General features: G+C 63.7%; 12 protein-coding genes. 8 read left to right on the top strand and 4 right to left on the bottom strand.

The annotated features are described in order from the left end of the window. Positions 1–19 precede the first annotated feature (19 nt). From pstB to ACFSJC_RS15760, 3 genes are all read left to right on the top strand, one after another. Positions 20–883 carry a phosphate ABC transporter ATP-binding protein PstB gene (gene pstB, locus ACFSJC_RS15770; RefSeq protein ID WP_386028071.1) on the top strand — a complete coding sequence of 288 codons (864 nt, stop codon included), beginning with the start codon at positions 20–22 and terminating at the stop codon, positions 881–883. A gap of 21 nt (positions 884–904) precedes the next feature. Continuing rightward, a complete protein-coding gene (phoU, locus tag ACFSJC_RS15765; protein ID WP_386028070.1) occupies positions 905–1,663 on the top strand; it encodes a phosphate signaling complex protein PhoU in 759 nt (252 codons plus the stop codon). Positions 1,664–1,787: 124 nt separating this feature from the next. Further along, positions 1,788–2,075: an encapsulin-associated ferritin-like protein gene (locus ACFSJC_RS15760; RefSeq protein WP_386028069.1), complete on the top strand. Its 288-nt coding sequence runs from the start codon at positions 1,788–1,790 to the stop codon at positions 2,073–2,075. A gap of 57 nt (positions 2,076–2,132) precedes the next feature. Here ACFSJC_RS15760 and ACFSJC_RS15755 read toward each other — a convergent pair whose 3' ends face one another. Continuing rightward, the gene (locus tag ACFSJC_RS15755) at positions 2,133–3,833 is read right to left on the bottom strand and encodes an FAD-dependent oxidoreductase (protein ID WP_386028067.1); all 1,701 of its coding nucleotides are present in this window, start codon (positions 3,831–3,833) and stop codon (positions 2,133–2,135) included. Positions 3,834–4,033: 200 nt separating this feature from the next. Beyond that, positions 4,034–4,384: a hypothetical protein gene (locus tag ACFSJC_RS15750; RefSeq protein ID WP_386028065.1), complete on the bottom strand. Its 351-nt coding sequence runs from the start codon at positions 4,382–4,384 to the stop codon at positions 4,034–4,036. 229 nt (positions 4,385–4,613) lie between these two features. On the opposite strand from ACFSJC_RS15750, the gene ACFSJC_RS15745 reads away from it, so the two are divergent. Continuing rightward, positions 4,614–5,450, top strand: coding sequence for an AraC family transcriptional regulator (locus tag ACFSJC_RS15745; RefSeq protein ID WP_386028063.1), 837 nt, complete (start codon positions 4,614–4,616; stop codon positions 5,448–5,450). A 76-nt stretch (positions 5,451–5,526) separates the two neighbouring features. After that, positions 5,527–6,483 (top strand): DMT family transporter, encoded by a 957-nt coding sequence (locus ACFSJC_RS15740; protein WP_386028061.1) that lies wholly within the window; start codon positions 5,527–5,529, stop codon positions 6,481–6,483. On the opposite strand, the gene ppk1 is transcribed toward ACFSJC_RS15740, so the two are convergent. Further along, a complete protein-coding gene (gene ppk1, locus ACFSJC_RS15735; RefSeq protein WP_386028060.1) occupies positions 6,447–8,666 on the bottom strand; it encodes a polyphosphate kinase 1 in 2,220 nt (739 codons plus the stop codon). The genes ACFSJC_RS15740 and ppk1 overlap by 37 nt on opposite strands. Positions 8,667–8,824: 158 nt before the next feature. Between ppk1 and cmoA the strand changes: the two genes are divergently transcribed. Genes cmoA through ACFSJC_RS15720 form a run of 3 tightly spaced genes read left to right on the top strand, consistent with a single transcriptional unit; the run spans position 8,825 to position 11,122 of the window. Further along, the gene (gene cmoA, locus ACFSJC_RS15730; protein WP_386028059.1) at positions 8,825–9,532 is read left to right on the top strand and encodes a carboxy-S-adenosyl-L-methionine synthase CmoA; all 708 of its coding nucleotides are present in this window, start codon (positions 8,825–8,827) and stop codon (positions 9,530–9,532) included. Further along, positions 9,523–10,503, top strand: coding sequence for a tRNA 5-methoxyuridine(34)/uridine 5-oxyacetic acid(34) synthase CmoB (gene cmoB, locus ACFSJC_RS15725; protein ID WP_386028058.1), 981 nt, complete (start codon positions 9,523–9,525; stop codon positions 10,501–10,503). The genes cmoA and cmoB overlap by 10 nt, the downstream gene beginning before the upstream one ends. 4 nt (positions 10,504–10,507) lie before the next feature. Continuing rightward, entirely contained in the window at positions 10,508–11,122 is a 615-nt protein-coding gene (locus tag ACFSJC_RS15720) for a putative molybdenum carrier protein (RefSeq protein ID WP_386028057.1), read from the top strand. 13 nt (positions 11,123–11,135) lie between these two features. Here ACFSJC_RS15720 and ACFSJC_RS15715 read toward each other — a convergent pair whose 3' ends face one another. Continuing rightward, positions 11,136–11,591, bottom strand: coding sequence for an FUN14 domain-containing protein (locus tag ACFSJC_RS15715; RefSeq protein ID WP_386028056.1), 456 nt, complete (start codon positions 11,589–11,591; stop codon positions 11,136–11,138). Between the last annotated feature and the right edge of the window lie 86 nt (positions 11,592–11,677).

Here is an 11,677-nt window from a genome sequence, read left to right as displayed (position 1 = left end):
GTTTCGAGGCTTTAGATTTATGAGCACGGTGGTTGAGGTAATGGAAAAGACGACTGGAGCCATGAGCTCCGCCGAATTGGCGGGCGAGCAGCATTCCAGGGCGACGGTTGGCGATTTTACGGTCGCCGACGCACGTATGACCTGTCGCGATGTAGAGGTCTGGTATGGTCCTAAGAAGGCGATCAAAGGGGTAAGTCTGGATATCGGGAAGAACGAGGTTCTCTCGATGATCGGACCGTCCGGTTGCGGCAAATCCACCTTTCTGCGCTGTCTGAACCGCATGAACGACACCATCGACGGCTGTCGGGTGACGGGCTCCATCCTGTTGGATGGGCAGGACATCTACGACAAGTCGTTGGATCCGGTGCCGTTGCGGGCCCGTGTCGGCATGGTGTTCCAGAAGCCGAATCCCTTTCCCAAGTCGATCTACGAGAACGTCGCCTACGGTCCGAGGATCCACGGTCTGACCAACAACCGGGCCGAGCTCGACGCACTGGTCGAGAGCAGTCTGCGCAAGGCCGGACTTTGGGAGGAGGTCAAGGACCGGCTCGACCAGCCGGGAACCGGGCTCTCCGGCGGTCAGCAGCAGCGTCTCTGCATCGCCCGGACCATCGCCGTCTCGCCTGAGGTCATCCTGATGGACGAGCCCTGCTCGGCGCTCGATCCCATCGCCACGGCGATCGTCGAGGAACTGATCGACGAGCTGCGTTCCCAATACAGCATCGCGATCGTCACCCACTCGATGCAGCAGGCGGCGCGTGTTTCGCAGCGTACCGCCTATTTCCATCTCGGCGATCTGATCGAGATTGGAGAGACCAACGATATCTTTACCAGCCCCAAGCACAGGTTGACCGAGGACTACATCACCGGGCGCTTCGGGTGAGCATTGCGGGGCGGAGCTGAAATGACTGATTCAAATCCTCCCAGAGTCGCCTCCGACCTTGCCGGCGGGCATACCGTGCGTCGCTATGACGAGGAGCTCGCCAAGCTGCGCGCCATCATCCTGGAGATGGGCGAGCATGTGGTCGGACAGGCCCGATCCGCCGTAATGGCGCTGGTGGATCGCGATGACAGTCAGGCCTATCGGGTTCTGGATCGCGAGCCGCAGATCGACTATCTGTCCCTGGACGCCGACGAAGAGGTCTTCCGCGTCATCGCGCGGCGTCAGCCGACTGCGGTCGACCTGCGTATCGTGCTGGCGCTCTCCAAGATCGCCAGCGACGCGGAGCGGGCCGGGGACAAGTCGAAGATCGTCGCCGAGCAGGCGCTCGAGCTCAAGAAGCTGAGCGGCGACTCGGATTATCTGAGGGATGACCTGAGAGCCGCGCTCGGACGGCTCGAGGATGCGGCCTGCTCCATGTTCGAGCGCAGCATTCGGGCCGTCGTCAATTTCGATGTCGCTCTCTCGTTGGCGATCTTCGAGGACGAGCCGCGCCTGTCCGACGCCTCGACGGAGGTTCGCCATCTGCTTGGCGAGGATGACCAAAAGGGATTGAACCAAAGGCAGGTGGTGTGTCTGCTCACCTGTGCCCACGGTTTGGTGCGCATTGGCAACCATGCCTCCAACATTGCCGAGCAGGTGATCTACGTCGCCTTGGGGCAGGACGTGCGCTATCGCAATCGCGAAATTCTTATCGAGACGTTGCATCACCAGGGCTACTGAGCGAGGCTCTTCCCGCTTCGCGGGACGAGCGGGTTGAGTTCCCCGTCCCTCGGACTGACAATGCTTCTACTCTCATGCGCCTGGATTCCTTGGCGCATCCATTCACAATAGAGGAGCGTTTTCCATGTCTAATGAAGGCTATCACGAGCCGATCGAGGAATTGTCCGACGAGACCCGCGACATGCATCGGGCGATCGTTTCGCTGATGGAGGAGCTGGAGGCTGTCGACTGGTACAACCAGCGCGTCGATGCCTGCAAGGACGAGGATCTGAAGGCCATCCTCGCTCACAATCGGGACGAGGAGAAGGAGCACGCGGCCATGGTGCTGGAGTGGATCCGCCGCAAGGATTCGACCTTCGACAAGGAACTCAAGGACTATCTCTTCACCGAGAAGCAGATCGCCCACCATTGATTCACGCCGCCAGCCGCCAGCCGAATTGGCTGGTGGCTGGTGGCTGGTGGCTGGTAGCTACTTCTCTCGCGGATAGGGCCAGGCCATGATGCCGCCTTCCATCACCTTCACCTGCGTCCAGCCGTGCGCCTGCAGGATGGCCGCCCCCTCATAGCCGCGCAGCGAGATCTTGCAGTAGAGGATGATCTCTCTGTCCTTGTCAGCCGGCAACTCGTCCAGTCTGCCGCGTAGCGCCCCCAGAGGGATCAGGGTCTCGCCGATTCCGAGTCGCATCTCCTCGAATTCCTGCGGACTGCGGGTGTCCAGGATGAAGCAGTTGGCGCCGCTGTCGACCCGTTGCTTGACCTCCGTGACCGAGACACCCTTCATGTGTCCGAGCAGCTTGTTCTCTAGGACGTGCGCGGACACGATCACGTGGTCGAGTGCGAGCGAGTAGGGCGGCGCGTAGGGCAAATCGGCATTGGAGAGGTCATCCACGGTCAGATTGCCTCGGATCGCCATAGCCACCGTGGCGATGCGCTTGCTGGCGTCGCCGGGGCCGATGCACTGGAAGCCCAGCACCCTGCCGCTCTTGCGGTCGGCGATCATCTTGCTGATGAGCAGCTTGCCCTGCATGTAGCCGGGGATATCGAGACCCGAGACGGTCGCCGTTTCGATGTCGAATCCGGCCTCGCGCGCGGCGGCCTCGATCAGACCGGTGAAGCCGACGGTGAAGTCGAAGATCTTGCAGATGCCCGTGTGGATGATGCCGGGGAAGCTCGCGCTGCCGGGCTCGATCAGGTTCCGGCCGATCACGCGTCCCTGCAGGTTCGCGATGTCGCCAAAGGGTGCGCGGAGCATCTCTCCGGTGATGAGCGAGCGGCATTCCACGCAGTCGCCCGCGGCATAGATGTTGGGATCCGAGGTTTGCATCTGGTCGTTGACCGCGATGCCGCCCTTGGCGCCGATCGTGAGTCCGGCCTCGCGCGCCAGTTCAATGTTGGGTCGCACGCCGACCGCGATTACCGCCAGCTCGCAGGGCAGCTCGGTGCCGTTGTCGAGCTTCACGCCCGACAGCTTGCCGTTTTCGCCGAGGAAAGCGGCCACGCCGTTGTGTGTGATGATGTCCGCCTCCTTGGAGCGGACATGATTTTCGACCAGCTTGGCCAGATCCGGGTCCAGGAAGGGCAGGATCGACGCGGTCTTCTCGATGACCGTGGTCTGGATACCGGCCAGGTGCAATGCCTCGCACACCTCGAATCCGATCAGTCCACCGCCGACCACGACGGCCTTGGTCACCTTGCCCGCGTCCCGCACCGCGCGCAGCGCATCCGCGTCGCCCAGGCTGTGGAGCGTGCGGATGCCGTCGAGGTCGCTGCCCGGTACCGGCGGATAGAGCGGCGAGGCGCCGGTTGCGATGACCAGCCGGTCGTAGGGCAGAGTCTTGGTTTCGCCGCTCGGCAGATGGCGGCAGGTGACGGTCTTGGCGTCGCGGTCGATCGACAGCGCCTCGGTTTGCACCAGCGCCTCGATCCGCTTGGCCTTCTCAAAAAAATCGGGGTCTCGAACGATGCCGGCCGGGGTGCAGATGAGCTGGTTGCGGTCGTCGAAGACCCCGCCGATGTAATAGGGGTAGCCGCAGGAGGCCATCGAGAGATCGGCCTCCTTCTGGATCAGCGTGATGGAGGCGTGCTCGTCCATACGGCGTGCCTTGGCGGCGGCCTTTGGACCTGCGGCGGAACCGCCGATGACGAGGATTTTGAGGGGTTGGGAGGACATGGGGGAATCCTTGTTCGAAGCGGAAATTGGAGATGCCGCCGATGATTGCGGGGTGCGCGGACCCTGATCGGCGACACCCCCTAGTGTGCGGCGATTGTCGCTGGACTGATTTGAAGATTCGCAAGATGCATGGCCAAGCGTTCCGACATTCGTGCGCATCTTGATGACTACTGATCACTTTGCCTCTGGAATTTTCGGGCTCAGGACGAGGGCTGTAGGTCGAACAGCTGCTCCAACAGCTTGCGCTCCTCCTGATTCAGGTCCAGCAGGATGCCCGGATCCGAGCCGCCGGCCTTCAGGAAGTCGATGCCGGTGCGGAAGACGCGCAGCGGCAGTCGGAAGGCCTCGCTGTCCTGGCCCGCCTCCTCCCAGGCCGAGGCCCAGGTCTCCAGGTTGTCCGCGCTGGGTAGGTCGGCCGCGTTGGCATGGAGCCGGCCTAGATGTCGCGCGAGCGCATCGCCGAGTTGGTGGATGGCATCGGCATCGCGGTAGATCTGGAACGGATCGTGGATGCGTTCGCGCCGAATTGAAGGTTGCAGGCTGCTGTCCAAGAAGGCGCGGATGATGTGCGTGGAGTCGCCTCGATAGGTTGGCTCGGCAGTGGTGCCTCCATGTCCAGAGGAGCGGTTCTGTATAGATCAGGAGCTGGACTCGATTTTCGGAGAGAACCGGTCGTATGCCGTTCTTCGGGGTCATGATGCCGCTTCATCCTTATGCCAGAATGAGAAACGCCCCATGTCGTAGGCCAACCAAATACATGAGCCGTCCGTGCGAAACCGAGTGAGCAGCGATCAAGGACCGGGGCTTCCTTGCAGCCGCCAACTTGTCGAGATACCTGGTCTGGAGGTGCTGACTGGCACCTTCCGCAATCATTCCTTTCCGCGTCACACCCACGATGGACTGATGATCGCGCTGATCGACGGCGGGGCACAGCGACTCGAGCACGCTGGAGAGCGCTTCGTCGCCGCACCCGGCCAGATCGTGTCGATGCCGGCCGGCACCGTCCATGCGGTCTCGCCCGCCGCACCGGAAGGCTGGCGCTATCGCGTGCTGATCATCCCCGACAGCGTTATGGCGCAGGCGATCGCGCGTCCGCTTGGCAGCTTCGAATCCGAGGTGGTCATTGAGGATCGGTGCGTCGCGAGCAGATTGGCCGCAACCCATGAGGCGCTGGTAAGCGGTGCGCCATGTCTGGAGTTCGAGGCCCGGCTGTTGGATGTCGTGTCGCAATTTCTCGAGCGATACGTACGCCCGAGACCATCGATCGTTCGAGTCGGGCGCGAACCCGAGGCGGTGCGGCGCGCGCTGGATTACCTGGCCGCGCGTATGGATCGCGGCGTGCCACTCGGTGAACTCGCGGCTGCGGCCGAACTCGACGGATTCCGCCTGACGCGAGCCTTCACCCGCGACATCGGCCTACCGCCTCATGCCTGGCATCTGCAGTGTCGCCTGCGACGCGCCCAGTCTGGTCTCGCCCAGGGCGACTCGGTCGTCACCGTCGCCCTCGCGACGGGCTTCGCCGATCAGGCGCATTTCACTCGCGCCTTCAAGCGTCTGACCGGCGTCACGCCGGGCCGCTACCGCGCCGATCACGGACATCCCCCACTCGGCCGCTGAAGCCGCCAAGATCGTTCAAGACCGGGCCGCCACCGGCAATTAGTGTGCCTCGCATCGGAAAAACGGAGGCCATGACATGCAGAACCCAGCACAACCGAGCTCGCTCGACGGGATCGGATTGAGTGCCGCATTGCTGACCCCCATCGCCTGGGGGCTGACCGGCATCTTCGTCCGCCTGCTGGAGGAGCTGCCACCCGCGACGATCGTCGCGGGCCGACTGGCCGTCGGCCTCCTTGTCCTGCTGCCCTTCCTGCTGATCCGCCGCGACCTGGCGCTGGCCGCCCTGCGCACGCCGCTGCCGCTGGCGATGGGGCTCTATTACCTGCTCGCCACCGAGGCCTACGCCCGCGCGCCCGTCGTCGAGGTCACGCTCATCATCGGGACCGCGCCGGTGATCGCCGTCGCCCTGCAATGGGTGAGCGGCAGACGGCCGAGCAGGCGCCAGATCCTCTATGTCGCCCTTGCGCTGCTCGGCCTTGTCCTCTATCTCGCACCGGCGAGGACTGCTGGAGGGGCGATCACCGGCCAGGTACTCGCCTTCGGCTGCGCCCTGGCGTCCGCGCTCTATGTCATCGGGTTGCGCTCGCGGGCGATGGAAGGGCGACATCTGCACCCGCTCGCATCGACGGCCATCGCCTGTCTCTGGGGTTTGGTCATCACCCTGCCCGTGCTGACGACCTCGACACCAGATTGGCCGTCGCACGATGCACTGACGCTGATCGCCGTGCTCGGTCTCGTCTCCACCGTGCTCCCCACCCTATCCTATGGGCTCGCTGCGGTACGCCTGTCTCCGCTCGTCACCACCGCAGTGGGTCTGCTGACGCCATTGTTCGCCGGCCTCGCCGCTGGGCTCGTCCTGGACGAGTGGCCGCGACTGGCCTCGATTCCCGGAGCCATACTGACGCTTGCCGCCTTGCTCCTGCTCATCCGCGCGGGCTCTCGGGACCGCACGATTGCCCATTCATCAAGGTCTTCCGTGAGGAAGACCTCCTGCACTCAGAGATTTTTATCCCTCAGACGCCATTGGAAATGACTGAGCAGGCGTGAGCGCACCTTCTTCTCCTTGTGCTTGGCGGCGGCGGCGAGCCGTTTCTCCGCGACGCCGATCAGGGTTTCCTGGGCGCCCTTCTTGCTGTCGTCCTCGGGGGTGCGCTGGGTGTAGTTGCCGTTGGCGTCCATGTCCCAGGCCGAGCGGCTGTCGGCGAACTGGACGTCCAGGATGAGCCTCAGTTCTTGGCGCAGCTCGGGGTTCTCGACCGGTGCGTGCACCTCGACCCGGCTGTCCAGGTTGCGGCGCATCATGTCGGCCGAGCCGATGTAGTACTCCTCGTCGCCGCCGTTGCGGAAATAGATGATGCGCGCATGCTCCAGGAAGCGTCCGACGATGCTGACCACGCGTGCGCGCTCGCTGATGCCGGGCAGTCCGGGGCGGAAGCGGCAGGTGTCGCGGATGATGAGGTCGACCTGTACGCCGGCACGGCTCGCCTTGTAGAGGGCGCGAGTGATGTCGGGGTCCTCCAGCGCGTTCATCTTCATCTGGATCAGACCGTTGTCCTCGCGCTTGTGGTGCTCGATCTCACGGTTGATCTTGTCGATGATGGCGCGTTTGAGGTTGTAGGGTGCGGCCAGGATCTTGCGGTAGCTCGGCGGTGGCGAGTAGCCGGTCAGATAGTTGAAGAGTTCGGTCAGGTCCTGGCCGATATCCTCGTCGCAGCCGAGCATACCGAGGTCGGTATAGAGCTTGGCGGTGCCCGAGTGATAGTTTCCGGTGCCGATGTGGTAGTAGCGGCGCAGCTGGGAGTAGTCGCGGCGGACCACGAAGATCAGCTTGCTGTGGGTCTTGAGTCCCATGACGCCATAGTTGACGTGAATGCCCTCGGCCTCCAGCCGTCGCGCCCACTGGATGTTGGCTGCCTCGTCGAAGCGCGCCTTGAGTTCCACCAGTACGGCGACCTGCTTGCCGTTGCGTGCGGCCTGGATCAGCGAGTCGAGGATGGCGCCGGCCGAGGTGCGGTAGAGCGTCATCTTGATCGCCAGCACCTTGGGGTCCTCGGAGGCGGTGCGCAGGAAGCGCTCGACCGAGGTGCTGAAGGGCTGGTAGGGGTGCTGCAGCAGGATCGGCCCGTTCTCGCGGATGATGTGGAAGATGTTGCGCCGATCGTTGGCGAGCAGTGGATGGTCGACGGGTCGATGCGTCTTGTCGTGCAGTTCGGGTCGGTCGATGGCGGCGATCTCGAACAGATTGCTCAGGGCCATCATGCCCTCGGCCTCGATGACGTCTTCCTCTTCGTTCAGGCCCAACTCGGCGGCCAGCATGCCGCGGTGGACCGGCTCCATGCCGGGCTGGACCTCAAGACGCACGATGGGGGCGAAGTGACGCTCGCGCAGCTCGCTCTCGATCATTTCGAGCAGATCGTTGGCCGCCTCGACGTCCGGCTCCACGATGGCGTTGCGGGTGACGCGGAACAGGGCGCAGGAAACGATCTCCATCCCCGGGAAGAGCATGTCGAGGTTGTTGACGATCAGATCTTCCAGGGTCACATAGGTGTGAGTCCCGTCGACCGCGATGAGCCGTTTGGAGACGTCCTTGTTGACCGGCACCTTGACGCGGGCCATGTAGACCTCGTTGCCGCCCGGATAGCGCAGGGTCACGAGCAGATTCAGCGTCAGGTTCGAGATGAACGGGAAGGGGTGCGCCGGGTCCATCGCCAGGGGCGTCAGCATGGGGAAGATGTTGGCGCGGAAATGCTCGCGTAGCCGTTCCCGCGCGTCCTCCGGCAGGTCCGCGTGGCGTGCGATGCGGATGTCGTACTCGTCCAGGGCCAGCATCAGCTCGCCGTAGACGCGCTGTTGCTCGCGGATGAAGCCGCGCACGGCCGATTGGCATTCGTTGAGCTGCTGCAGCGGGGTGCGACCGTCCAGGCTCGGCGTATGGACGCCGGCGGCGATCTGCTGCTTGAGACCGCCAATGCGCTTCATGAAGAATTCGTCGAGATTGTTGCTCACGATGGCGAGGAACTTGACCCGCTCCAGCAGCGGATTGCGCGGATCCTCGGCCTCGTGAAGCACTCGCCGGTTGAAGGCGAGCCAGGTCAGCTCTCGGCTGAGATAAAGAATAGGGTCGTCGAGATCGATGTCGTCCGGAACGGGCGGCGTCACGATCGTTTGGTTGCTGAGGGTCTCGTCCTCAATGGGATCCTGGACTTCGCTGTACATGAGTGGGTAAGAGTCCTCGGTTTTTGTAAGCAATATAACTCTCCAATTTTAGCAACCGGTTGCGATGATTTTGTGACGTCCCGGGTCTTCTCCTGCGAGGGTGTAGGGCCTAGTCCGGTATAGAATGCACGCCTATGATCGATACTGAGCCAGATGATTTGTTCGACCGACCCGGTGGGCCGGTCCGCCCCTTCGAGTTCGATGCGGATGTCGCCAGGGTCTTTCCCGACATGGTACGCCGCTCGGTGCCCGGCTATGCCGAACTGGTCGGGCTTTCGGGCCTCGTCGCCCGGCGCGTGGCGCGTCCGGGAACCCGATGCTACGACCTGGGCTGCTCGCTCGGCGCCGTGACCCGTTCCATCCTACGCCAGGTGACGGGCGAGGTGCGGGTGGTCGCCGTCGACAATGCGCCGGCCATGATCGAGGGGCTGCGTGCCCGGCTCGCCGACGTGCACCATTCGGATCGGGTCGAGCCAGTGTGCGCCGACGTGCGCGATGTCGCCATTGAGCAGGCCTCGCTCGTAGTGCTGAATCTCACCTTGCAGTTCATTCCGCGCGACTCGCGCCTTGAGTTGCTGACTCGGATCCGCCAAGGGCTGGTGCCGGGCGGTGTCTTGATCCTGGCCGAGAAGATTCAGGTCTCGGATGATCGCGGCGGTCGCTTTCTGACCCAATTGCACGAGGACTTCAAACGTGCCAATGGCTACAGTGAGATGGCCATCAGCGGCAAGCGTGCGGCCCTGGAGCGCGTCCTGGTGCCCGAGACGATCGAGGCGCACGAGGCTCGATTGAGCGCGGCGGGCTTCGTCGGTGTCGAGCGTTGGTTTCAGAGTCTCAACTTCGTGGCCTGGACCGCATGGATCTGACGCCTTTCGAACCCTTTCTCGATCAATTGGACCGGACCGCTCTGGCTCCCTGGCGGACCGCGCTCGAAGCGGCGGTTCTGGCGCGGCTCGGCCCTGGCGCGCATGGCGATCTGCCGCTCTGGGAGGCCGCGCTGGCCGCGTTGCCGGACCTGCCCGAATCCACCCGGGTTCTGAACGCATCCTGTGTGGGTCTTGAAGGCGCCGATCCGCTGTCTGCGGAGGTGGAGGCCCATCTGCGCGAAACGCTGATGCGGCTGCACCCCTGGCGCAAGGGGCCATTTTGTCTGCGGGGCCTGCATCTGGATACCGAATGGCGCTCGGACTGGAAATGGGATCGTCTTGCCGGATCGCTAACCCCTTTGAAGGATCGCCTGGTCCTGGATGTCGGCTGCGGCAATGGCTACCACGCTTGGCGCATGCTCGGCGAGGGGGCGCGTCTGGTGATGGGGATCGATCCGACGCTGCTCTATGTGGTCCAGTTCCAGGCGATCAATCGCTATCTCGGGCGCGACCGTCTGTCCGTGCTGCCGCTCGGGATCGAGGACCTGCCGGAGGGCCTCACGGGCTTCGATACGGTCTTCTCGATGGGGGTCTTCTATCACCGTCGCTCGCCGATGGACCATCTGCTCGAACTGGGCCGACTGTTACGCCCCGGCGGCGAGCTGGTTCTGGAAACGCTGGTTCTGGAAGGGGAGGGCGAGCGTGTGCTGGTGCCGCCCGGGCGCTATGCGAGCATGCGCAATGTCTGGTTCATTCCTACACTTGATGCGTTGGAGGTTTGGCTCGGTCGCTGTGGTTTCGTTGGGGTAAGCGTGGCGGACGTCACCCGGACCAGTCGGGAAGAGCAGCGCTCGACCGACTGGATGCGCTTCCAGTCGCTTGCGAACCATCTCGACCCCGAGGATCCAGGCCGAACCATCGAGGGGCTTCCGGCCCCGACCCGTGCTGTTCTCATCGCACGAAGAGGTTGATGCCATGACGGGGTTCGTCGATAGACTCAAGCTGAAGGAGCAGGCCGAGGAGGATATCTATTTTGCGCGCCGCGACCGCGAGCTGCTGGGTGCGCTCCAGCGCCACCAAGAGGGTGACGGGGCGATCGAGGTGGTTTCCGGCGGTCAAACAGGGGTCGATCGCGCCGCCCTGGATGCCGCGCTGGAGCTTGGTTTGACCGTTCGAGGCTGGTGCCCGCGTGGGCGAAGGGCCGAGGACGGTCCGATCGCGAATGCCTATCCGCTGACAGAGACGCCAAGCCGCGATTACGCCGAGCGTACCGAATGGAACGTCCGCGACTCGGATGCGACCCTGATTCTCTATCGTGGCTCTCTGACAGGTGGGACCCGATTGACCGCCGATCTCGCCCGCCGACTCGGTCGGCCGCTCTGCGCCCGCGATCTGCCCCTTCGGTCGGACCCGGACGCGATCCTCTCCTGGCTGTTGACCAACAGGATTCGCTCACTCAACTGTGCCGGTCCGCGCGAGTCGGGCGCGCCCGGCATCCAGGGCGAGGCGTTCGTCCTGCTGCGCGGACTGTTCGCTCGATGGATCGAGCGACGCGCCGAGGTGTCCCTTCCCGCGTCCTCCCGCCCCTGAGGGCGGGTGCGCTTTAGAATTTGAGGCCGATCGCCAGCCCGGCAAAGAAGGATGCCGCGCTGGTGAGGTTCTCGGCGGCGAAGTCCAGGAAGGCGGACCCAGTGACCCTCAGACCGTGCGCGAGGTTGTCGTAGTGGGGTTCCAGTCCCGACCAGTTGATGTCGATGAACCCGTAGAACTGGAGTGCGAAGAGGGCGATCACCAGGAACCCCAGCGCCAGCAGGGCGATCTTGAAGGCCACCTTGAGGGCGAATCCCATCGCCAGGCCGATCATGAACGAGAACCCCAGCCTCAGGAAGAATGCCTCCGAAAAGAGTTCGCCGGCGACGCCGCTCAGCGGGTCGCCCGTTCCAGGCGGTCCCGGCGGTGTGTCGAGTGGGGCGGCTGCCAAGCGCGTCGAGAGGAATGGGGTTGCGGCGATCAGCGATTTGAGGCCGACGGAAGTTGCCGGGTCTCTTGGATACAACATGGGGGCAGACTCAATGGATCTTTTTCGATGAAAGAGGGTGCCAGGTTTCATTCGGATTGTCATTGAGCGCGCTTCGTCATCGCGCC

Source organism: Thiorhodococcus fuscus (genome assembly GCF_042682685.1).
Lineage (GTDB): Bacteria > Pseudomonadota > Gammaproteobacteria > Chromatiales > Chromatiaceae > Imhoffiella > Imhoffiella fuscus.
This window is presented reverse-complemented; position numbering and strand designations above follow the sequence as displayed.

Excerpts from the sequence above, each read along its gene's own strand:
- pstB (WP_386028071.1), top strand. The coding sequence starts at position 20 with ATGAGCACGGTGGTTGAGGTAATGGAAAAGACGACTGGAGCCATGAGC.
- phoU (WP_386028070.1), top strand. The coding sequence starts at position 905 with ATGACTGATTCAAATCCTCCCAGAGTCGCCTCCGACCTTGCCGGCGGG.
- ACFSJC_RS15760 (WP_386028069.1), top strand. The coding sequence starts at position 1,788 with ATGTCTAATGAAGGCTATCACGAGCCGATCGAGGAATTGTCCGACGAG.
- ACFSJC_RS15755 (WP_386028067.1), bottom strand. The coding sequence starts at position 3,833 with ATGTCCTCCCAACCCCTCAAAATCCTCGTCATCGGCGGTTCCGCCGCA.
- ACFSJC_RS15740 (WP_386028061.1), top strand. The coding sequence starts at position 5,527 with ATGCAGAACCCAGCACAACCGAGCTCGCTCGACGGGATCGGATTGAGT.
- ppk1 (WP_386028060.1), bottom strand. The coding sequence starts at position 8,666 with ATGTACAGCGAAGTCCAGGATCCCATTGAGGACGAGACCCTCAGCAAC.
- cmoB (WP_386028058.1), top strand. The coding sequence starts at position 9,523 with ATGGATCTGACGCCTTTCGAACCCTTTCTCGATCAATTGGACCGGACC.
- ACFSJC_RS15720 (WP_386028057.1), top strand. The coding sequence starts at position 10,508 with ATGACGGGGTTCGTCGATAGACTCAAGCTGAAGGAGCAGGCCGAGGAG.
- ACFSJC_RS15715 (WP_386028056.1), bottom strand. The coding sequence starts at position 11,591 with ATGTTGTATCCAAGAGACCCGGCAACTTCCGTCGGCCTCAAATCGCTG.